The organism is Cupriavidus sp. WKF15, from assembly GCF_029278605.1.
In the GTDB taxonomy this organism is placed as follows: Bacteria; Pseudomonadota; Gammaproteobacteria; order Burkholderiales; family Burkholderiaceae; genus Cupriavidus.
This window is the reverse complement of sequence record NZ_CP119572.1, coordinates 1,310,785-1,332,732: the sequence shown is the minus strand read 5'-3', so window position 1 is coordinate 1,332,732 and position 21,948 is coordinate 1,310,785. Positions and strand designations below refer to the sequence as shown.

The window sequence follows — 21,948 nt, the reverse complement described above, 5'->3', positions numbered from 1 at the left end:
AGCGCCGCCGTGCTGCCACAATTACTTGGTTAGGACAAAGCCCTTGAGCTTGGCGAAAGCTGCGTCCAGCAGCGCCTTCTGTTGCTCGTTGTGCTTTGCGTAGTAGCCCACCGCCGGCGAAGCGGATGCGGGGCGACCGGCATAACCGAGCTTCTGGCCTTCCGTCATGTTTTCCATGATGTAGTGCTGCACGAAGAACCAGGCACCCTGGTTCTGCGGCTCGTCCTGGCACCACACGATTTCGGTGGCGTTCGGGTACTTCTTGAGCTCTGCAGCCACTGCCTTGTGCGGGAACGGATACAGCTGTTCCAGACGGATGATGGCAGCGTCATTCGCCTCACGTTCCTTGCGCGTGTTGACCAGGTCGTAGTAGACCTTGCCCGAGCACATGATCACGCGCTTGACCTTGCTGGCGTTCAGTTCTTCCTGGTCCGCGATCACGGTCTCGAAGTGGCCCTTGGCCAGATCCGACAGCGGCGAGACGGCGTCCTTGTTACGCAGCAGCGACTTCGGCGTCATGATCACCAGCGGCTTGCGGAACAGACGGATCATCTGGCGGCGCAGCAAGTGGAAGATCTGGGCCGGCGTGGTCGGCTGGCAGACCTGCATGTTGTGGTCCGCGCAAAGCTGCAGGAAACGCTCGATACGCGCCGAGCTGTGCTCCGGACCCTGGCCTTCGTAGCCGTGCGGCAGCATCAGGGTCAGACCCGAGGCGCGGCCCCACTTCACTTCACCCGACGAGATGAACTGGTCGATCACCACCTGGGCGCCGTTGACGAAGTCGCCGAACTGGGCTTCCCAGATCACCATCGCGTTCGGCTCGGCGGCCGAGTAGCCATATTCGAAGCCGAGCACGGCTTCTTCCGACAGCACCGAGTCGATCACCGTGAACGGTGCCTGGTTTTCCGACACGTTCTGCAGCGGCACATACGAGCCGGCATCCCAGCGCTCACGGGCCTGGTCATGCAGCACGGCGTGACGATGGGTGAAGGTGCCGCGGCCGGCATCCTGGCCGGTGATACGCACCGGATAGCCCGACGACACCAGCGAAGCGAAGGCCAGGTGCTCACCCATGCCCCAGTCCAGCGGCTGCTCGCCGCGACCCATGTTGGCGCGGTCCTTGACGACCTTCTCCACCAGCGGGTGCAGCTTCAGCGTCTCGGGCGTGGTGGTGATGCGTTCGGCCAGGCGCTTCAGTTCGGTCACCGGCACGGCGGTGTCGGCGGCGTCGGTCCACTTGCGGTTCAGGAACGGCATCCAGTCCACGGCGAACTTGTTCTTGAAGTTCGACAGGACCGGGTCGGCAGTGTGCTTGCCGGCGTCCATTGCGGCGCGGTATTCCTTGACCTTCTCGTCACCGAACTCGGCCGGGACCAGGTTCTGCGCAACCAGCTTGTCGGCGTACAGCTTGCGCGTGCCCGGGTGCTGGCTGATCTTCTTGTACATCAGCGGCTGCGTGACGGCCGGGGTGTCCTGCTCGTTGTGACCCAGCTTGCGGAAGCAGATGATGTCGACCACGACATCCTTGTTGAACTCCATGCGGAAGTCCACGGCCAGCTGCATGGCGTACACCACGGCCTCGGGATCGTCGCCGTTTACGTGCAGCACCGGAGCCTCGATCATCTTGACCACGTCCGTGCAGTACAGCGTCGAACGGGCGTCGCGCGGATCGGAAGTGGTGAAGCCGATCTGGTTGTTGATGACGATGTGCATCGTGCCGCCCGTGCCGTAGCCGCGGGTCTGCGCGAGGTTCAGCGTCTCCATCACCACGCCCTGGCCGGCAAAGGCGGCGTCGCCGTGCACCTGCACCGGCAGCACTTCCTTGTGGCCGACGTCGCCACGGCGTTCCTGGCGGGCCTTGGCCGAGCCTTCGACCACCGGGTTGACGATTTCCAGGTGCGACGGGTTGAACGCGAGCGACAGGTGAACCGGGCCGCCCGGGGTCGAGACATCGCTCGAGAAGCCCTTGTGGTACTTGACGTCGCCGGCCGGCAGGTCATCGACGTGCTTGCCTTCGAATTCGGCGAACAGGTCGGCCGGCATCTTGCCCAGCGTATTGACCAGCACGTTCAGGCGGCCGCGGTGGGCCATGCCGATCACGATTTCCTGCACACCCTTGCTGCCCGATTCCTGGATCAGCTCGTCCATCGCGGCGATGAAGCTCTCGCCACCTTCCAGCGAGAAGCGCTTCTGGCCAACGTACTTGGTGTGGAGGAAGCGCTCCAGGCCTTCGGCCGCCGTCAGGCGGTCCAGGATGTGCTTCTTCTTTTCGAGCGTGAAGACCGGCTTGGAACGCGTGGATTCCAGGCGTTCCTGCCACCAGCGCTTCTGCGCCTGGTCGCTCACGTACATGAATTCGGCGCCGATGGTGCCGCAGTAGGTTTCGCGCAGGTTGTTCAGCAACTCGCGCAGGCTCATCGACTCCTTGCCAAAGTAGGTGTTGCTGGCATTGAAGACGATATCGAGGTCAGCTTCGGAGAAGCCATAGAAAGCCGGGTCCAGATCCGGCAGGGGCGGACGCTCCTGGCGCTTGAGCGGGTCCAGGTCGGCCCAGTGCGAACCGATGTTGCGGTAGGCGGCGATCAGCTGGGTGGCAGCGACGCGCTTGCGGCCCATATCGGAATCGGCCGAGGCAACGATGGTCCTGATGGGGCCAGCTTTGGCGCGCTCGGCGAACGAGGCGACGATGGGAGCGTGCGGGACGTCACGCGAATTGGAACCGTCGACAGCGGGGACGTTCTGCATCGCGTCGAAATACGCGCGCCAGTTGTCGGGAACCGAAGTCGGGTTCTGGAGATAGGCTTCGTACAGCTCTTCAACGTACGGGGCGTTGCCGCCGAAGAGATACGAATTGCTCTGATACTGCTGCATCATGGGACGCTCACTTTTCTCCGGGAATGCCGGAGTTCAGCGGGTTATTCAACCTTCCGCGACACGGCTTGACCGGTTAGCGGATTGCAAACAACTCTTGGGAGCCCAACGGACGGCCCTTGGACAAACGGCACCACGAGGGCGCCGAAGTGAAAGTGCCGTCACAAGGCCCGAAAGGGCAAGTTGTGCGGGGAAGGACCTAAGTCTTCACGGCGGTAAGAATAGCACGTTTGCTTATGCGCAATGTGGACTTTTCGCGATGCGAAATTGATTTCCACATCAATTCGCTTTACTCATGACATTTCCACAACAGTCAGACAGCTGGCGGGATGAGATCGACCGCGTCGGTGATCAGGCCATCCAGGCCCCAGGCAAGCAGCTGGGCTGCCCGGTCGGGATCGTTGACGGTGTAGCTCAGCACCCCGAAGCCGGCAGCATGGGCATCGGCGATGATGCTTTCGCTGAGCACGCGATGGTTGGCGTCCAGCGCGGCACAGCCGAGGTCGTGCAAGCGGCCGAGCCAGTCCGCGGGCAGCTTGTCGAACAGCAGCGCCCTCGGCAGTTCCGGGGCAACGCGGCGCGCGGCAGCGAGGGCCTCCTCGGAGAATGAGGACAGCAACGGCGGCACCGCTGCACCACGCCACAATGTCAGCGCATCGAGGGCAATCGCTGCACCCGTCAGCACTTCCCGGCCAGGCATGGGCTTGATCTCGATATTGATGTGATAGCCATTGGCCCGGGTATAGCGCGCAATGGCGGCCAGCGTGGGCACCGGCTCCCCAGCGTAAGCCGGGCTGTGCCAGCCGCCGGCATCAAGCTGCGCAACCTCGCCCAGGGTAAGGCTGTCGAGGCGGCCACTGCTGGAGGTGGTGCGGTCCAGGGTAGCGTCATGCATCAGCACCGGCTTGCCATCGGCGGTCAGCTTGACGTCGAACTCGAACATTCGATAGCCGAAAGAGGCGCCGAGCCGAAATGCCGCCAGGGTGTTTTCCGGTGCCAGCTTGCCCGCGCCCCGATGCGCAATATGACGCGGATACGGCCAATTATCGGCACTGACTGGACTGACCGGCCCGTTCGTTTGCTTTTCCATGCTCAGGCCTCGATGCGCTTGCCCGTCTGGGCATCGAAAAAGTGCAGATGGTCCCCCGACGACGTCACCGGCAGCTTGTCGCCGGCGCGCACCCGGGCATGGCTGTCCAGCCGCACGACGATAGGCTGCCCGCCCAGCGATCCATAGGCAAAGGAGTCAGCGCCCAGGGCCTCGACCACGCGCACGTCCACCTCGGCAATTGCGTCATGCGCGGCACAAGGCTCGATGTGCTCCGGCCGCAGGCCCAGCAGCGCCTCCGCTGGCAGATGCAGCCCCATGGGCAGGTGACCCAGCGTTGCGCCGCCATTGGCATCCCCCTCCTTGCCGACGACTCGCATCTGCGCCCCGCCCGCCTCGCCGTTGCGCACAACCGGCACAAGGTTCATCGGCGGCGACCCGATGAAGCCGGCCACGAAGGTGCTCGCCGGGCGGGTATAGACTTCCAGCGGCGTGCCGATCTGCTCGACGCGCCCGCCATTGAGCACCATCATGCGGTCGGCCAGCGTCATGGCCTCCACCTGGTCATGCGTCACGTACAAGCTGGTGGTTCCCAGGCGCCGGTGCAGCTCCTTGAGTTCCAGTCGCATCTGCACGCGCAGCTTGGCATCGAGGTTCGACAACGGTTCATCGAACAGGAACACCGATGGTTCGCGCACGATGGCACGCCCCATCGCCACGCGCTGGCGCTGCCCGCCGGACAACTGCCGGGGCTTGCGGTCCAGCAGCGACGCCAGTTCCAGGATACCCGCCGCGTGCCTGACGCGCTGCCCGATCTCGACCTTGGCCATGCCGCGTATCTTGAGCCCGTACGCCATGTTGTCGTACACGGTCATATGCGGGTAGAGCGCGTAGTTCTGGAACACCATGGCGATATCCCGCTCCGCCGGTTCCAGCTGGTTGACGATCCTGTCGCCAATATGGACGTCGCCGGCGGTGATGGTCTCCAGCCCTGCCACCATGCGCAGCAGCGTCGACTTGCCACACCCGGACGGCCCCACGATCACGATGAACTCGCCATCGGCGATCTCCATGTCGATACCGTGCACGACCTTGACGTTGCCGGCATAGGTCTTCTGAACATTGCGAAGCGACAGTTTTGCCATTGTCCTGTTCCTGTACAGCCTGCGTGAATCGGATCACGCGCTCACTTCTCGGTTTCGACCAACCCTTTGACGAACCACTTCTGCATCAGCAGGACGACGACCGCCGGCGGGACCATCGCGAGCATGACGGTGGCCATCACGAGGTTCCAGTCCGTGGCCGCATCGCCCGAGCGAGAGATCATCTGCGTGACGCCCACTACCACCGGCGTCATCGATTTCTGCGTGGTGATCAGCAGCGGCCACAGGTACTGGTTCCATCCATAAATGAACTGGATCACGAACAGTGCCGCGATGCTCGTGCGAGACAGCGGCAGCACCACGTCCCAGAAGAAGCGCAAGGGCCCCGCTCCGTCGATGCGTGCCGCTTCGGCCAGCTCATCGGGTATGGTCAGGAAGAACTGCCGGAACAGGAACGTGGCGGTCGCTGACGCGATGATGGGAATCGTCAGCCCAAAGTAGCTGTCCAGCATGCCAAGGTCCGATACCACCTTGTAGGTCGGCAGGATGCGAACCTCCACCGGCAGCATCAGCGTGATGAAGATCAGCCAGAAAAAAGTCTTGCGCAACGGAAAGCGGAAATAGACGATGGCAAAGGCCGAGATGATGGAGATCGCGATCTTGCCCAGCGCGATGCCGAGCGCCATGATGAGGCTGTTCTTCATCATGGTGGCCACGGGCGATGCGGCATTGCCAACACCGGCTACCAGGACCGTCCTGTAGTTCTCCAGCAAGTGGCCACCCGGCAGCAAGGTCATGGGCGCCTGCAACACCTCATCCGCCGTCAGCGTCGAGGCGACAAAGGTCACATAAACCGGAAAGGCCACGATGCCCACGCCGAGCAGCAGCACCAAGTGGGAAAGCACATCGAGCAAAGGTCTTCGTTCCACCATCTTGCAGCCCGCCCTCTCAGTATTGCACCTTGCGTTCCACGTACTGGAACTGCACGACCGTCAACGCGATCACGATCCCCATCAGCACCACCGACTGCGCTGCCGAGCCGCCGATATCGAGCCCGCGGAAGCCGTCGTGGTAGACCTTGTACACCAGCGTATTGGTCGCGTTGACCGGCCCCCCATGCGTCACCGCATCGATAATCGCAAAGGTGTCGAAGAACGCGTACACCACATTCACCACCATCAGGAAGAACGTGGTCGGCGACAGCAGCGGAAACACGATCGACCAGAAGCGCCTCCAGGGTCCGGCGCCATCGATCGCCGCCGCCTCGATCAGCGATCTGGGAATGCTCTGCAAGCCGGCCAGGAAGAACAGGAAGTTGTAGCTGATCTGCTTCCACGCGGCGATGATCACCACCAGCACCATGGCCTGGTCGGCGTTGAGCAGGAAATTCCAGTTCATGCCGACGGCGTGCAAAGCGTAGGACACAACGCCCAACGTGGGATTGAAGAGAAACATCCACAGCACGCCTGCCACAGCCGGTGCCACCGCATAGGGCCAGATCAGCAGCGTCTTGTACCCCGTTGCGCCGCGCACCACGCGGTCGGCAAAGTACGCCAGCAGCAAGGAAACGGAGAGCCCCAGCAGCGTCACGCCCACCGCGAACACGGCCGTGACCTGCATGGAGTGCAGGTATTCACCGTCATTCACCAGCGCGCGGAAATTATCCAGCCCGACAAACTGGAGATCGATGCCGAATGCATCCTGCTGCAGCACCGACTGGTACAGCGCCTGCCCGGCAGGAAGAAAGAAGAAGATCAGCGTGACCGCCATCTGCGGCAACACCAGCAGATAAGGCAGCCACGATGAGCGGAAGACAACCCGTTTTTCCATAAGACATCTCGTGCCGCGGCGGCCACTATGCCGCCTCGCATGAACAACGGGCAAAGGCCGGTCAGTCGCAATGTCGGCTGCCGCAGCCCTCGCCCCGCTACACGAACTGGCGAGTTATTCGCGTACGGTCTTCTGGAAGCGCTCCAGCAGTTCGTTGCCACGCGCCACGGCGGCGTCGAGCGCCTCCTTGGGTTGCTTCTTGCCCGACCAGACCGCCTCGAGTTCTTCGTCGATCACGCTGCGGATCTGCGGGAAGTTGCCCAGGCGGATGCCGCGCGACTTGTCCGTGGTCTTGACGATCATCTGCTTGACCGCGACGTCCGCGCCCGGGTTCTTTTCGTAATAGCCGGACTTCTTGGTGAGCTCATAGGCCGCCACCGTCACCGGCAGGTAGCCCGTCGACTGGTGCCAGTCGGCCTGGACATCGGGGCGCGACAGGTATGAGAAGAACCTGGCCACGCCCTTGTACTCCTCGGGCTTGCGGCCACCCATCACCCACAACGATGCACCGCCGATGATCGTATTCTGCGGTGCGCCCGGCACGCCCTGCTCGTATGGCAACGGCGCTACCGTGAAGTCGAACTTGGCGTTCTTGCGGATATTGGCAAGCGCCGCCGACGAACCCGTCAGCATCGCGCATTGCCCGGCGATGAACTTGGCCTTCGGCTCGTCCTTGCGGCCACCGTAGACAAAGTAGCCCTTCTGCGCCATGTCGAGCAGATTGGCGATGTGCTTCACATGCAACGGCGAGTTGAACACCAGGCGCGCACCCGGCCCCCCGAAGCCATTGTTTTCCGTGGCGAACAGTACGTTGTGCCAGGCCGAGAAACTCTCAAGCTGTACCCACGACTGCCAGTCAGTGGTGTAGCCGCACGAAGCGCCCGCAGCCTTCAGCTTGGCCGAGTCGGTCGCCACTTCCTGCCACGTCGCAGGTGGCTTGTTGGGATCAAGGCCGGCCTTCTTGAAGGCGTCCTTGTTGTAGTACATGACCGTGGTCGAACTGTTGAACGGGAACGACATCATCTCGCCCTTGTTCGACGTGTAGTACCCAGCCACAGCCGGAATATAGGCCTTGGGATCGAACTTCTCGCCCGCCTCCCTCATGACCGTAGCCACCGGCTTGATCGCGCCTTTGGCATTCATCATGGTGGCAGTGCCCACTTCAAACACCTGCAGGATGGCTGGCGCGTTGCCCGAGCGGAACGCCGCAATGCCGGCCGCCAGCGATTCGTCGTACTGGCCCTTGTAGACGGGCACGATCTTGTAGTCGGACTGGCTGGCGTTGAACTGGCTGGCAATGGCATTCACCTTGTCGTTCAAGGCGCCTTCCATGGAATGCCACCACTGGATCTCGACCGCTGCCTGGGCACTGCCAGCCCCGGCCAGGGCGGCCAGTACGGCGATCTTCAGCACACTACGGGAAAAGGACATGGGTGGTCTCTCCTGAGTCGGTTTTGTCCGCTGCGTCGGGAATCGAGCGAATCTATGTGCTTTTTGTGACAGAGGCATGTTACGCCTGTCGCACCTAGAGGATCAATTCAGCAAAACCACGAGTTCGCAACATGCTGCACCGCAACCTCAGCGGACCGGCGCCGCGCCGCCAGTACAATGCGAAGCCATGCAACCGTTGCGAAACCTCCCCGCCTCTGCCCTGCGCCGCGTACGCGGCATCCTGACCGACATCGACGGCACCCTTACCACGGGCGGCAGGCTGCCGGCGTGCGCCGGACTGGCGCTGGAACAGCTGTCGCAGGCCGGCATGCATGTCATCCCGGTCACCGGGCGCTGTATCGCGTGGGCCGAGATCCTGGTCCGGCTCTGGCCGGTGGATGCCATCATCGGCGAGAACGGCGCGTTCTATTCCCACCTGCGCAATGGCCGGCTGCTGACGCGCTTCCTCGACGACGCCCCAATCCGCGCCCGCAACCTGGAGCGCATCCGCGCACTGGGCGAGCACATTTTGCGCGAGGTGCCCGGCAGCGCGCTCGCATCCGACCAGGCCTGGCACGCGGCGGACCTGGCCATCGACCATGCGGAAGACGTCGCGCCGCTGCCCGCGGACGCCGTGACCCATATCGTCCGGCTCATGCACGATGCCGGCATGACCGCCACGGTCAGCTCCATCCACGTCAACGGCTGGTTCGGCCGACATGACAAGCTGAGCATGAGCCGGCTGTGCGCCGCCGAACTGCTTGGCGAAGACCTTGACACCGGGCGTGACGAATGGCTGTTCATCGGTGATTCGGCCAATGATGCAAGCATGTTCGCCCATTTCCCGCTTTCGGTCGGCGTGGCCAATGTGCGCGAGATCCTGGCGCAGTTGCCAGTCGCGCCGGGCTACGTGACGGAGGCCAGCGGCGGCGAGGGCTTCGCCGAGATGGCGGCGCTACTGCTTGCCACGCGCAACCAATCGGCATAGGAGGCAGCCATCCGGGCTGCGCCCCTGCCACACCACCCGGCATGCGGGTCCGCACCGGGCGGTTCGAGAGGTTGAGGTTAAGCAAGGCGAGGCATCCCCAGTAGGTCGAAGAAGGCGATATTCAGCACGCGGTTTAGCTCGCCATCGCTGTTGCGCCACCAGCAGCGGCTGTTGGCCGCCACCCGCTGGGCTGTCGCATGCGCAGCCCCCAGCGCCCGCAATTCCCGGTAGATCGTAGTGCCGTAGCGCCAATGCTTGAGTTGGATCGCGCGCAACCGATGACGCATCCATTCGTCCAGCTTTCGCCAGACATGAGGTGTTTGCGCCAGCCGGAAGTAGGCCTTCCAACCCCGTACATATGGCTGCAGCCGCTCCACGACCGCACGTAGACTCCGGCCGCCTGAGCGACCGGTCAGTTCGCGGATGCGTTGTTTGAACGTCAGCAGCGGCTTAACGGCCACCTTGCGCTTGACCACTCCTGCGGCTACCCAGAAGCTGTAGCCGAGGAATTTGCGGCCAAACGCGCTCGCCACCGCGCTCTTTGCCTCGTTGACCTTCAGGCGCAACTTGCCGTACAGCCGCCGCAACAGCGCCATCACCCGCTCGCCCGCCCTCCGACTGCGAACGTACACGTTCGCATCGTCGGCGTAGCGCACGAAGCAATGGCCTCGGCACTCCAACTCCTTGTCCACCTCATCGAGCAGCACGTTGGCCAGCAACGGCGACAGGGGACCGCCCTGCGGCGTGCCCTCGTACCGTTGCAGCACCACCCCGCCATCCATCAGCCCGCTGTTCAGATACGCCCGGACCAGCCGGATGACTCCGGGGTCCTCGATGCGCTTCTGTAGGCGATCAATCAGGATGTCGTGGTTGACTCGGTCAAAAAATTTTTCCAAGTCCACGTCCACCACTATTCGCCGACCCGATTGCACGTACGACTGTGCGGCTAGCACCGCGTCGTGCGCACGCCTGCCGGGACGGAAGCCATAGCTATGCTCGCTGAAGGTAGGGTCCAGAATCGGCTGCAATACCTGCAACAGCGCCTGCTGGATCAACCGATCCGTCACCGTCGCGATACCAAGCTCACGCTCGCCTCCGTCCGGCTTCGGAATCGTTACCCGCCGTACCGGACTGGGCCGGTACGTCCCCTTGAGCAGTTGCTGGCGAATCTCCGGCCACGCCGACACCAGATGGCGAGCGGTCTGATCAATATCCAGACCGTCTACGCCAGCGGCACCCTTGTTGCGTCGGACCCGCCTGAACGCCTGCTTCAGGTTCTCTCGCGTCAGCGCCGCTGCCAGCAGCGCCGACCCTGTGTCCTCCGGTTCGCGTCGCGGGCCGCCGGCTTCGTCACGAGCGAGTTCCCGGCCGGCTTCACCGTCCGTTTCCCTCGCTCGCCCCGCTCGCGCGGGCTTCTGACGCAATGCCTGTTGCATCGACACGGCTTCGAACACTCCCTCTCGTTCGGTCCTTCGTCGGTGGACTCGAGCCTTCCCGGCGCTACCCCCAACTAATATGACCTCTGCTGAGACCCCGCTCCGGCTCGACGCCGTCGCCCTTTCAGGCGCAAGGCGGGGCGTCCCCAGGTAAGAACGCACTCCTTCGCTGCACAACCGCCGGATTTACGCCGCCTCCCCTTGATCACAAGAACTTCGCGGAATTGCGCCCGCTCGTCCTGGTCGGCACCGCCTTCTATCCGGTTCGTGTCCCTCGGCTCGCAGCTTCGCTCCACGCTTCCTCCCCACGCTCGGTCACCCTCACGCAGTTGCGCTTCGCTTCGTTCGCTGTGATCAACTTACGGTGGGACTTGCACCCACAAGAGTGCGCCCATGCTGGGCGCACGCAATGAAGAAGGCCGGGCGAGCCCGGCCTTCTTCACGACTCACTCGACGCCTTCCGCCTTAATCGAAGCCCAGCTCCTGCAGCTTGCGCGTAATGGTGTTGCGCCCGATGCCCAGGCGCGTGGCGGCTTCCACGCGGCGGCCACGCGTGACCCCCAGCGCGGCTTCGAGCACGGCCTTTTCAAACCGGCGGGTCAGCGCATCCATCACCTCGGGCTGCCCGGATTCCAGCATCGCGCGCGCCTCGCCGGCCAGCAGGTTTTCCCATCCGGCAGTCAAGGAAGCCGGCGCGGAGACTGCGGGTGCCGTGACGGGCCGCACCGCCGTCAGGGTTTCCGATTCGGCAACCGGCGTGGCCAGGCCGCCGTAGTCCGACAGGTCATGGCCAGCAGCGAACTCGGCTGACGGCGAGCGCGCCTCGGCGGCACGATGCACGGCCGGCGCGCCTTCGGCACTGCCCGTCCCGATCATTTCGCGCGGCAGGTCCTTGACCTCGATGGTCTGGGCCGGAGCCATCACGGTCAGCCAGTTGCAGAGGTTCTCGAGCTGGCGCACATTGCCCGGGAACGGCAACGTGCTGACATAGGCCAGCGCCTCGTCGGACATGCGCTTGGGCTCCACGCCCAGCTCCTTCGCGCTCTTCTGCAGGAAATGCCGGGCCAGCAGCGTGATGTCTTCCGGCCGCTCGCGCAGCGGCGGCAGCCGCAGCCGGATCACGTTCAGGCGATGGAACAAGTCCTCGCGGAACAGGCCTTCCTTGACGCGCAACTCCAGGTTCTGGTGCGTAGCGGCAATGACCCGCACATTGGCACGCAATGGATTGTGTCCGCCCACGCGATAAAAGTTTCCATCCGACAGCACGCGCAGCAACCGGGTCTGCAGATCGAACGGCATGTCGCCGATTTCGTCGAGGAACAGCGTGCCGCCCTCGGCCTGCTCGAAGCGACCACGGCGCATGGTTTGCGCGCCCGTGAACGCGCCGCGTTCGTGCCCGAACAGCTCCGATTCAAGCAGGTCCTTCGGAATAGCGGCCGTGTTCAGCGCAATGAACGGTCCATTCGCGCGCGGGCTGTGCTTGTGCAGGGCGCGCGCGACCAGTTCCTTGCCGGTACCGGATTCGCCGGTGATCATCACCGTCACGTTCGACTGCGACAAGCGCCCGATGGCGCGGAACACATCCTGCATCGCGGGCGCCTGGCCGAGGATTTCAGGCGCATCGACGAGCCGGTCATCCAGCTCCCCCTCGCGCAGGCTCTCCTCCAGCGCGCGGCGGATCAGCTCGACGGCCTTGTCGACATCGAAAGGCTTGGCCAGGTATTCGAAGGCCCCGCCCTGGAACGCCGCGACGGCACTATCTAGGTCCGAATAGGCCGTCATGATGATGACGGGCAGGCCCGGGTGCTTGGCCTTGATGGCCTGCAGCAGGTCCAGGCCGGATCCGCCCGGCATGCGGATATCCGATATCAGGACCTGCGGGACATCGTCTTCCAGCGCCGCAAGCACGTCACGGACATTGGTAAAGCTGCGGGAGAGCAGGCTTTCACGGGCCAGGGCCTTTTCAAGTACCCAGCGGATTGATTGATCGTCGTCGACTATCCAGATCGGCTTCATGTGCGTCGCTTGTCTGCTCGGTGTCATTTGGTCTTCCGCATGCCCGGCCTGGCGGCAAGTGCATCAATCGATCGCGGATGCCGGCGGGACAGCTAGTGCAGCGGCAGCAGGATGCGGAAGTCGGTACAACCCGGCCTGCTCTCGCATTCGATCAAGCCCTCGTGCTGCTGCACGAAGGTTTGAGCGAGTGTGAGACCGAGACCGCTACCGCCATCCCTGCCCGATACCAGCGGATAGAAGATGCGTTCGCGGATGTCATCGGGAATTCCCGGGCCGTTGTCGATCACATGCAAGTCCAATGCCAGCTTGAACAGACGCTTGGCGATCGTGACCTGGCGCGCGACGCGGGTTCGCAGGACGATCTGCGCATCGCCGCGAGCAATGCGCTCGGCCAACGCCTGCGCGGCGTTGTGAACGATGTTCAGCACGGCCTGGATCAGTTGCTCCATGTCGCCGCGCAACTCGGGCAGGCTGGCGTCGTAGTCGCGCACGATGTCCAGGCCGTTGGGAAATTCGGCCAGCACGACCGAGCGCACGCGCTCCAGCACTTCATGGATATTCAGTCTCGACACGATATGCGGGTGGCGATGCGGCTCCAAGAGCCGGTCCACCAGCGTCTGCAGACGGTCCGACTCCTTGATGATGACCTGCGTGTACTCGCGTAGCGCCCGCTCGGGCAGCTCGAATTCCAGCAACTGCGCCGCGCCGCGGATGCCCCCCAGCGGATTCTTGATCTCGTGCGCCAGATTCCGGATCAGTTCCTTGTTGGCGGAAGTCAGGTCGAGGATGCGCTCTTCCCGATCGCTGCGGACCTTCTGCTCGTTGAGCAGGATCTCCACCAGCACGGTATCGCCGAACGCCTCGAGCGCGCCGATCACCACATGCGCATGGATCGGCTCTTGCAGGGGCGGACGCAGCACCAGGTCCTGGCGCCGCACGTCGAACTGGCGCGTGATCACCGTATCGATCATGCCCTGCAATTCTTCGGACTGTCCGAACAGGTCCGGCAGCGCCAGCTCCGCCATGGCCTTGCGCGACACCGCGAAGGTCGATTCGGCGGCCGGATTGGCATAGGCCACGCGCAGGCCCGGCTGCCTGACCAGCAAAACGGGATTGGCCACGACATCGAGGCCTGAATGCAGGGCTACGGTCCCAAGCGGCGACACCTGACCGCTGTCCGGGCCATTGACCGGTTGAGCCTGGCCGGCGATGTCGCTATGGGCGGCGTCAGCGCCGCCGCCCCTGCGCGACACACTGCGAATCAGGCGACGCATAAGACTAGTCCTTCAGGTTGGAAAGCTCACGGCGCAGGGACGCGGCGTTGGCCTCGCTGCGGGCGATGTCATCGCGCAGTCCCGCCGTACGATCCAGGTAGCGCTGATAGTTCCGTTCATTGCCTTGGCGCTCGGGCTGGCCGTTGTTGTACTCGGCGCGCAGCGCCGCCAGCTTGGCGTCCTCAGCCTGCAGTTCTTGCTCCAGCACAGTGCGCCGTTCGCTGTCGCGGCTCTTCTGCGTGGCACTGTCCACGCGCGGAAAGCCGTTGGTCGCCGCTGCGCCGCCGGCGGCTCCACCCGATGTCGCGGCGGCCTTCGCCGGCGCCGAGGTACGTCCGCCCGGCACTGTGACCACATCCGGCAGGTTCAGTCGCTTGCACCCTTTGCCCGCGCTGCCGTTGCGATATTCCGGCACACCATTGGGGCCGACGCAGACGTAGACATCGGAGGACTGCGCCTGCACCAACTGGCTCCACGCAGCGGCTGCCAGCAGCGCGGCAGACACCAGGATGGGGAGTCGTACACTGGATCGGTGCAACGGCTTGATCAGCCTGGCCATGTGTGGGAACACGTTCATGAACATCAGCGATAGGGTTGAACGGAAAGTCCCATTCTAGCCATCAAAAGAAAAAGGGACAGCCAAAGCCGCCCCTTGCTGGTGCAACTGTTGCCCGACCACAACCTGTCGTCATCGCCGGGCAACAACTCGCTTACAGCGAGTAATACATTTCGAATTCGACCGGGTGGGTGGTCATGCGGAAGCGGGTGACTTCCTCCATCTTCAGCTCGATGTAGGCATCGAGCATGGAGTTGGAGAACACGCCGCCTCGGGTCAGGAACTCACGGTCGTTGTCGAGGTATTCCAGCGACTGGTCGAGGCTGTTGCAGACGGTCGGGATCTTTGCATCCTCTTCCGGCGGCAGGTCGTACAGGTTCTTGTCGGCAGCTTCGCCCGGGTGGATCTTGTTCATCACGCCGTCCAGACCAGCCATCAGCAGTGCCGAGAAGCCCAGGTACGGGTTCATCAGCGGATCCGGGAAGCGGGTCTCGATGCGGCGGCCCTTCGGGTTCGCCACGTACGGAATGCGGATCGAAGCCGAACGGTTGCGGGCCGAGTAGGCCAGCTTGACCGGCGCTTCGAAGCCCGGCACCAGGCGCTTGTACGAGTTCGTGCCCGGGTTGGTGATGGCGTTCAGCGCGCGAGCGTGCTTGATGATGCCGCCGATGTAGTACAGCGCGAATTCCGACAGGCCGGCATAGCCGTTGCCCGCAAACAGGTTCTGGCCGTCCTTCCAGACCGACTGGTGCACGTGCATGCCCGAGCCGTTGTCGCCGACGATGGGCTTCGGCATGAACGTGGCGGTCTTGCCGTAGGTGTGGGCGACGTTCTGGATCACGTACTTCTGCAGCTGGGTCCAGTCGGCGCGCTGCACCAGCGTGCTGAACTTGGTGCCGATTTCGTTCTGGCCCTGGCCAGCCACTTCGTGGTGGTGAACTTCAACGGGGATGCCCAGCGACTCCAGGATCAGGCACATTTCCGAGCGCATGTCCTGGAACGTGTCGATCGGGGCAACCGGGAAGTAGCCGCCCTTCTTGCCAGGACGGTGGCCCGAGTTGCCGTGCTCGAATTCCTTGCCCGACGACCACGGGGCTTCTTCGGAATGGACCTTCACGAAGCAGCCTTGCATGTCGACGTTCCAGGTCACGCCGTCGAAGATGAAGAACTCGGGTTCCGGACCGAAGAAGGCGGTGTCGCCCAGGCCGGTGCTCTTCAGGTAGGCTTCAGCGCGCTTGGCGATCGAACGCGGGTCGCGGTCATAGCCCTTGCCGTCCGACGGCTCGACCACGTCGCAGGTCAGGACAAGCGTCGGCTCTTCGTAGAACGGGTCGATGAAGGCGGTGTTCGAGTCCGGCATCAGCAGCATGTCCGAAGCCTCGATACCCTTCCAGCCAGCGATGGACGAGCCGTCGAAGGCGTGGCCGCTTTCGAACTTGTCCTCGTCGAAGTGCGACGTCGGAACCGAAACGTGTTGCTCCTTGCCTTTGGTATCCGTGAAGCGGAAATCGACGAACTTGACGTCGTTTTCCTTCACAAGCTTCATCACATCTGCAACGCTTTGGGCCATGCCAATCTCCTGGATATTCGGCTGAAGTCTAGAAAGCCATTCGTGGGCCGGTCATCGCGCCGGTGCGAAGTGCGGTGGTTCCCAGCCACTGCGCCCGCGCGATTCCTTGCCCTGAAAAGGACGAGGAATGTTAGCAGAAAGCATGCCAAGTAAACCCCGCCCCCCATTCCCACTGCTCCGAAAAAAGTACCCGGCCAAAGCCGGCGCACCATCCCGGGGTCCGTCTGCCCGGCGGCTTGGCAAGACGCCATCAACACGTGATGCCAACATAACAAGGCGGCCGCCAAACGCCCCACCCATAAAACACCATGGCGGTGCATGCATCAAGTCTAAGCACCGTATTGGTGCTTATGCACCAAATATGATCGCACCGCACCGCAATCGGCCAAATCTTTTCATGATTGACCGGAATAATGGTCCTTGCCAGGGCGCACTATAGAATAGCGGTCTGGCATCCGCCATACCATCTATCAATCTTGTCACCCAGATGACTACCCGAGACGAACTCCTCAAGGCTGCGCAACATCGCCAGCAACAGAACCAGCTTCCCTATTTCGGCGCCCTGTCGCCCGTGGAAGCCTTCGCGCTGCTGCAGGGCGATCCGTCCGCCGTGCTGGTGGACGTGCGCACGCAGGCCGAGCTCGACTGGGTGGGCGGCGTCGATCTGCCCGATGCCCAGTTCGCCCATGTCGAATGGATGTCCTATCCCGGCGGCGCGCAGAACGCACGTTTTATCGAGGAACTGAAGGCCCGCGTGCCGGCCGACGTGCCGGTGCTGTTCCTGTGCCGCAGCGCGGCGCGCTCCAAGCATGCCGCCCGCGTTGCCACGGAAGCCGGCTACCAGTTCGCCATGGACGTGCTGGAAGGGTTCGAAGGCAACCGCGACGATAACCACCACCGCAAGACCGTGGAAGGCTGGTGTGTGCGCGGCCTGCCTTGGCACGGCGCCTGATCACGGGAAATAGGAGCCTGATCAGTCCCCGTTTTGTTGGTTCTACGGCGGATTGTGGGAATGGGGAAGGGGTGGTGATTGTCGGGCTTGGCAGGCGCCGATCACAGCCCCCTTCCCCATCCCCACAATCCCGCGAAAAACCACTTTTTTACCCCACCTCAGCCGTCTGTGCCCGCGTCCCCCTGCTCCACCGTTTCGAAACCCATGCCACGCACGCCTTCGAGCAGCATGGCATAGGCTGGCCCGACCTGCTCCGCCGAGCCCTTCACGCCCAGGTCGATATGGCGCCGCGCGAGCTGGTCGCCGCGCTGCGCGTCCCCCACGGATGGCAGGCTGAAGACCCGAATGCCCGGGTAGGCCGCCTCGACACGCTCCATCAACGGCGTCAGCGTCGATTCCGGCGCCTCGAACACGTAGAACGCACGCTCTTGCTGACCGCCCCGGTGGAACAGGTGGGCATAGCCGTGATCCAGCACCCATTCCATCATCGGCCACGCCATGACCGGAAACCCGGGCATGAAATGGTGGTCTGCCACCGAGAACCCGGGAATCCGGTTGTAGCTGTTCGGGATGATGCGCGCGCCTTGCGGAAACTCCCCCATCTTGAAGCGATGCTGGTTCTCGGGCAGGTTGAGGTCGCCCTTGACCGGATCCCCTTGCGCAGTCTCGGCAATCCGCAGCGCGATCAGCTCGCGCGCCTCGGGATGCAGCACCAGCGGCACACCAAGCGCGGCGGCCGCGCACTGGCGCGTATGGTCATCCGGCGTCGCGCCGATGCCGCCCGTGCAGAACACGATGTCCGGCCCCGCCAGCGTGCGGCGCAGCGTTGCCGTGATGCTGTCGCGGTCATCGCCGACGTACTGGGCCCAGTCCAGCTTCAGCCCGCGTGCGCCCAGCAGCTCGATGGCGCGGCGCAGGTGCTTGTCTTCTCGCCGCCCGGATAGTATTTCATCGCCAATGACGATCAGGCCGAAACCCATGATGCCCCCGCTTCAGGAATGTTCAATGCGGCGCACGTCCGACGGCGCCAGATCAATTACGTCGCCGGCTGGCGCCGATGGTGGCGGCGCGGCCGCCGCGGCCCGCTCGGCGCGCAGTTGCGCCAGCGCGCGCAGGCAGAAGTGACCGAACCATAGTGCCGAGAAAATGAAGATCAGCACATAGAGCCACAGCGTGCCCGCCAGCACGAACGGGAACAGGAAAATGACCGCAGCCGACGACACCCACAAGAGCGTCGGCGCCGAACCGAGCAGCCCCACGACGACACCCATCGTCAGCAGCGGGACACGATGACGCCGCATCAGGGTCTTGCGCTCCTCCGCGGACGCATGGTCCGCCAGCGCGTCATAGGTCATCACGCGATAGGTCAGCCAGCCCCACAGGACCGGCGGAATCAGCGCAAAGAACAGCGGCATCAGCCACAGCGGCAGCGTCAACAGCACCAGCACCAGGAACACCACCGTACTGCCAAGCGACTGGAATACGCTGCCCACGATGCTGCCGCCGCGCTCCTTGGCCAGGCCCGGGTAGCTGCGCTCGAGATGGCGCATGACTGCGGGCACCGAAAACAGGCTGATGAACAGCAGCATCGACGCAATGACCAGCGGCACCGCCAGCGCCGCCACGAACAGGGGCGCAACTACGGCGCGCAACGACTGCAGGCCGAACCAGTCCAGCGCACTGTAGATCCAGCTGGTCAGGACCGAAGCCTCGAGGAAAGACCGCATCGCGCCCATGATCGGGTCCCAGCCCCACCAGAACAGGCCGCCCCACAGTGCCGTGGCAAGGACGAAGGGAAGGACCGTCAGCATCAGCATGCGCGGATGCAACTGGCTCACGAGCGCGCGGCCAAACGAGCGAAAAATGTCGTTCATGCGGGATGTCAGATTGGAACAGTGCAATGCGCCGGCAAATGCACGCGCACCGGAACACTAGCATACGCCGCCGGTATCGCGGCGTTTCGCTTCAGCCGAGGCGCAGCAGGCGCTTGATGCCGTACCACTGCTGGGCCAGCAGCCCGGCGCCATAGTCGCGGCCCTTGCCCGCGGGCGGCGGCATCTGGTCGCGGATGCCGGTCGGATGGTAGGCCGGAGTAAAGACCGCCGTGCCGAACAACATGTCCCACCAGGGGAAGATCACGCCATAGTTGCAGCCACCGAGACGAGCCGGCACGCCGGCCGCCTCATGCCCAAGCCCCACGGCGTGGTGGGTGCGGTGGAATCGCGGCGAGATCAGCAGGCGCTCGCCGATCACGCCAAAGTTCAGCCGCAAGTTGGCGTGCTGCAGGCTTTGCAGCAACTGCGACAGCGCCACCAGCAGCACGTACTGGGACGGCTCCACGCCGACGGCAATGGCGACCACGGCAAATACGAGGTCGCGCAGCATGTCGTCGAGCAGGTGATTGCGGTTGTCGCTCCACAGCGTCATCTGGCGCTGGCTGTGGTGCACCGCATGCAGGCTCCACCACCAGCGGTAGGTGTGCGACAGGCGGTGGTACCAGTAGTCAAGCAGGTCGAACAGCAGCAGGTAAAGGAAGAAACTGACCAGCGGGATCGACGTCACGCCCGGCCACCAGTCCTCGACATTCAGGCGTTGCCAGCCGAACAGCCGCAGGTGTCCTTCCAGCAAGTCGGTCAGCGGCGCCAGCACGAAGAACATCGCCAGCCGGAACAGTCCCAGCCGGTGGATCAGGGTATAGAAGATGTCCGTGCGGATGCCAGCGCGATCCGTGACCGGCTCGACCGGGCGCAGCTTTTCCAGCGGCCCCAGGATCAGCACCATGACGGCGATCTGCACCAGGCCCACCAGCAGCCACTCGGTGCCGGTGAACGCGTCTTCCGCATAGCCGCCGAAGCCAAGGTTGTAGACGGCCGGCAGGACGACGTCCTGGAACAGCGTGCCTTCCAGCTGCGCAATCCATCCATTGAGGGTGTCCAGCATCAGCGCTTGCCCTCCTTGCGCTGTCCGGCCGCGGCGATCCAGTCCCGGTACGCGGGATGCTCGCGCAGCGTGGCAAAGCAGAAGCCCTTGCGCTCCAGCCCGGAAATGAGCGGCTCCAGCACGGCGGGTGCCCACGGGTCCTTGCGCGACCAGATGCCGAGATGGGCCATGGTGATGTCGCCATCGCGCAGGTCGCGCAGCGCACGCGCCAGCAGCGCCTGGTTCGGGTAGCGCTCGGACGACAGCTCGTCGCCAAGGAACCCGGCCGGCGCCCAGCCGACATGCCGGAAGCCGCACTGTTCTGCCCACTGCAGCGTCTGCGGCGCGGTGCGACCGCCCGGCGCACGCCACAGCGGCACCATGTCGACGCCGGCCATGCCGCGCAGCGCCTGCGCACTGCGCTGCAGCTCACGGCAAAATCCATCGGCGTCCATGCTCACATCCTTGCCGGCCTGCGCCCCGAACTGCGGGCGCATGGTCACCTTGCCATCACGTACGCTGCGCAGGTAGACATGGTCATAGGTATGCGTGCCAAAGGCATGGCCGTCCGCTGCCAGCGCTTTCCAGTATGGCGCCCAGCCGGGCTCCAGTGAAGCGTCCTGGTTGACGGTCGGCTCGTTGGCCAGGAAGAACGTGGCCTTGATGTGGTGGCGGCGCAGCGTGTCGGCGATCAGATGGGCCTGGCTCATGCTGCCGGTATCGAATGTGAGATACAGCGTTCCCGCCGGGCAGGCCTTTCCGGCCGGCGCGCCTGCATCGGCCGCATGCAGGCCGGTCAGCGGCACGACTGTGGCCGCCAGGGCAGCCAGCAGCCATTTCAAGCGAGGCGCGACGGACATGCGCATGATCCTTCCCTGCCCTGCCGGCGTCAGTAGAGCGGTGCCCGGGTACGGAAATAGATCCCGTGAGGCGAACGGCCCACGCGGATGGTCTTGACCAGCTTGCGATTGGCCACATCGATCAGGCCGACCGCTCGCGCCCAGCGGAACGTCACCCACAGCGTCTTGCCATCGGCGGTCAGCTCCATATCGTCCGGACCCGGCGGCAGGCCGGTAATGTCGCCCACCTTGGTCAGGGTCTGCTGGTCGATGATGCTGATGCTGCCGGTCACGCGGTTGCTCAGGAACAGGTGGCGCTTGTCGCCCACCGCCCGGAAGTTATGCGCGCCCTTGCCGGTCTGGATCTGCTTCACGATGGTACGGGTGCGCCAGTCGATCACGGCCACATAATCCGCGCCCGTCATGCCGACCAGCAGGTAGCGCTGGTCAGGCGTCACCCAGATGCCCGCGGGCGCCGAGCCCGCATCCATGCGCCACATCACGTTCTGCGTGGCCAGGTCGATCGCGACCACCTCATTGGAATCCTGCAGCGTGATGAATGCGATGCGGCTGTCGGCGGTGAAGGCGATATGGCTGGGCGTCTTGGCCAGCGGAAACTGCTTGGCCATCTTCAGCGCCTTGCCGTCCCAGCGGTAGAGGTCTACGCGGTCCAGCCGGTTGCCCGTGGCGATGAACCACTTCTGGTCCGGAGAAAAACCGATCTGGTAGGGATCGTCGATACCGGGCACACGCTGCTGGACCTTGCCGGACACCGGGTCCAGGAAGACCAGGTCATTGCCCACGGCATTTGCGACGATCAGGGACTTTTCGTCCGGCGTGGCGATCAGGTGATGGGGCTCCTTGCCGACCGGGTAGGTCTCGAGCACCTTCTGCGTGTCCTTGTCGATCAGCGTGACGGTTGCGTCACCCGAGTTGAGCACCACCACGACTTCCGCCAAGGCCGGCGACGCCATCAACCCCAAGGCCAGGGAACCGGTCGCCAACATACCAGCAACAACACGACGCAACACGAGCATAAGTCCAGTCAATTCAAGGGCGGAATCGGACATTCTAACGTTTCGGAGGGGCGCCAAGATGACCGCCTGACTGATCAC

At 63.8% G+C, this 21,948-nt stretch carries 18 protein-coding genes; 2 read left to right on the top strand and 16 right to left on the bottom strand.

Going from position 1 to position 21,948, the window contains the following annotated elements; translation table 11 throughout:
• Window positions 1–21 precede the first annotated feature (21 nt).
• The 6 genes from CupriaWKF_RS06335 to ugpB all read right to left on the bottom strand — a co-directional run bounded on the left by CupriaWKF_RS06335 (window position 22) and on the right by ugpB (window position 8,283).
• The gene (locus tag CupriaWKF_RS06335) at window positions 22–2,874 is read right to left on the bottom strand and encodes a 2-oxoglutarate dehydrogenase E1 component (protein ID WP_276100134.1); all 2,853 of its coding nucleotides are present in this window, start codon (window positions 2,872–2,874) and stop codon (window positions 22–24) included.
• Between the two features lie 310 nt (window positions 2,875–3,184).
• A complete protein-coding gene (ugpQ, locus tag CupriaWKF_RS06330; protein ID WP_276100133.1) occupies window positions 3,185–3,961 on the bottom strand; it encodes a glycerophosphodiester phosphodiesterase in 777 nt (258 codons plus the stop codon).
• Between the two features lie 2 nt (window positions 3,962–3,963).
• Entirely contained in the window at window positions 3,964–5,064 is a 1,101-nt protein-coding gene (locus tag CupriaWKF_RS06325; protein WP_276100132.1) for a sn-glycerol-3-phosphate import ATP-binding protein UgpC, read from the bottom strand.
• Window positions 5,065–5,105: 41 nt separating this feature from the next.
• Window positions 5,106–5,954 carry a sn-glycerol-3-phosphate ABC transporter permease UgpE gene (ugpE, locus tag CupriaWKF_RS06320; RefSeq protein ID WP_276100131.1) on the bottom strand — a complete coding sequence of 283 codons (849 nt, stop codon included), beginning with the start codon at window positions 5,952–5,954 and terminating at the stop codon, window positions 5,106–5,108.
• Window positions 5,955–5,970: 16 nt separating this feature from the next.
• A complete protein-coding gene (gene ugpA, locus CupriaWKF_RS06315; RefSeq protein ID WP_276100130.1) occupies window positions 5,971–6,852 on the bottom strand; it encodes a sn-glycerol-3-phosphate ABC transporter permease UgpA in 882 nt (293 codons plus the stop codon).
• A 114-nt stretch (window positions 6,853–6,966) separates the two neighbouring features.
• The gene (ugpB, locus tag CupriaWKF_RS06310; protein WP_276100129.1) at window positions 6,967–8,283 is read right to left on the bottom strand and encodes a sn-glycerol-3-phosphate ABC transporter substrate-binding protein UgpB; all 1,317 of its coding nucleotides are present in this window, start codon (window positions 8,281–8,283) and stop codon (window positions 6,967–6,969) included.
• A 187-nt stretch (window positions 8,284–8,470) separates the two neighbouring features.
• On the opposite strand from ugpB, the gene CupriaWKF_RS06305 reads away from it, so the two are divergent.
• On the top strand, window positions 8,471–9,271 hold the full coding sequence (locus CupriaWKF_RS06305) for an HAD-IIB family hydrolase (protein WP_276100128.1): 801 nt from the start codon (window positions 8,471–8,473) through the stop codon (window positions 9,269–9,271).
• Window positions 9,272–9,348: 77 nt separating this feature from the next.
• Here CupriaWKF_RS06305 and ltrA read toward each other — a convergent pair whose 3' ends face one another.
• The 5 genes from ltrA to CupriaWKF_RS06280 all read right to left on the bottom strand — a co-directional run bounded on the left by ltrA (window position 9,349) and on the right by CupriaWKF_RS06280 (window position 16,123).
• Window positions 9,349–10,713, bottom strand: a complete 1,365-nt coding sequence (gene ltrA, locus CupriaWKF_RS06300; protein WP_276100660.1) for a group II intron reverse transcriptase/maturase — start codon at window positions 10,711–10,713, stop codon at window positions 9,349–9,351.
• 459 nt (window positions 10,714–11,172) lie between these two features.
• The gene (gene ntrC, locus CupriaWKF_RS06295; RefSeq protein WP_276100127.1) at window positions 11,173–12,723 is read right to left on the bottom strand and encodes a nitrogen regulation protein NR(I); all 1,551 of its coding nucleotides are present in this window, start codon (window positions 12,721–12,723) and stop codon (window positions 11,173–11,175) included.
• A 92-nt stretch (window positions 12,724–12,815) separates the two neighbouring features.
• On the bottom strand, window positions 12,816–13,997 hold the full coding sequence (gene glnL / locus CupriaWKF_RS06290) for a nitrogen regulation protein NR(II) (protein WP_276100126.1): 1,182 nt from the start codon (window positions 13,995–13,997) through the stop codon (window positions 12,816–12,818).
• A gap of 4 nt (window positions 13,998–14,001) precedes the next feature.
• Window positions 14,002–14,556 carry a DUF4124 domain-containing protein gene (locus tag CupriaWKF_RS06285; RefSeq protein ID WP_276100690.1) on the bottom strand — a complete coding sequence of 185 codons (555 nt, stop codon included), beginning with the start codon at window positions 14,554–14,556 and terminating at the stop codon, window positions 14,002–14,004.
• Window positions 14,557–14,707: 151 nt separating this feature from the next.
• Entirely contained in the window at window positions 14,708–16,123 is a 1,416-nt protein-coding gene (locus CupriaWKF_RS06280) for a 3-hydroxylaminophenol mutase (RefSeq protein WP_276100125.1), read from the bottom strand.
• A 487-nt stretch (window positions 16,124–16,610) separates the two neighbouring features.
• On the opposite strand from CupriaWKF_RS06280, the gene CupriaWKF_RS06275 reads away from it, so the two are divergent.
• Entirely contained in the window at window positions 16,611–17,075 is a 465-nt protein-coding gene (locus tag CupriaWKF_RS06275) for a rhodanese-like domain-containing protein (protein WP_276100124.1), read from the top strand.
• 158 nt (window positions 17,076–17,233) lie between these two features.
• Here CupriaWKF_RS06275 and CupriaWKF_RS06270 read toward each other — a convergent pair whose 3' ends face one another.
• From CupriaWKF_RS06270 to CupriaWKF_RS06250, 5 genes are all read right to left on the bottom strand, one after another.
• A complete protein-coding gene (locus tag CupriaWKF_RS06270; RefSeq protein ID WP_276100123.1) occupies window positions 17,234–18,055 on the bottom strand; it encodes a molybdopterin-binding protein in 822 nt (273 codons plus the stop codon).
• A gap of 12 nt (window positions 18,056–18,067) precedes the next feature.
• Window positions 18,068–18,949: an EI24 domain-containing protein gene (locus tag CupriaWKF_RS06265; RefSeq protein ID WP_276100122.1), complete on the bottom strand. Its 882-nt coding sequence runs from the start codon at window positions 18,947–18,949 to the stop codon at window positions 18,068–18,070.
• A 91-nt stretch (window positions 18,950–19,040) separates the two neighbouring features.
• A complete protein-coding gene (locus CupriaWKF_RS06260) occupies window positions 19,041–20,015 on the bottom strand; it encodes a sterol desaturase family protein (RefSeq protein WP_276100121.1) in 975 nt (324 codons plus the stop codon).
• Window positions 20,015–20,860 (bottom strand): polysaccharide deacetylase family protein, encoded by an 846-nt coding sequence (locus CupriaWKF_RS06255; RefSeq protein WP_276100120.1) that lies wholly within the window; start codon window positions 20,858–20,860, stop codon window positions 20,015–20,017. The genes CupriaWKF_RS06260 and CupriaWKF_RS06255 overlap by 1 nt, the downstream gene beginning before the upstream one ends.
• 23 nt (window positions 20,861–20,883) lie before the next feature.
• Window positions 20,884–21,840: a cytochrome D1 domain-containing protein gene (locus tag CupriaWKF_RS06250; RefSeq protein WP_276100119.1), complete on the bottom strand. Its 957-nt coding sequence runs from the start codon at window positions 21,838–21,840 to the stop codon at window positions 20,884–20,886.
• Window positions 21,841–21,948: the final 108 nt, after the last annotated feature.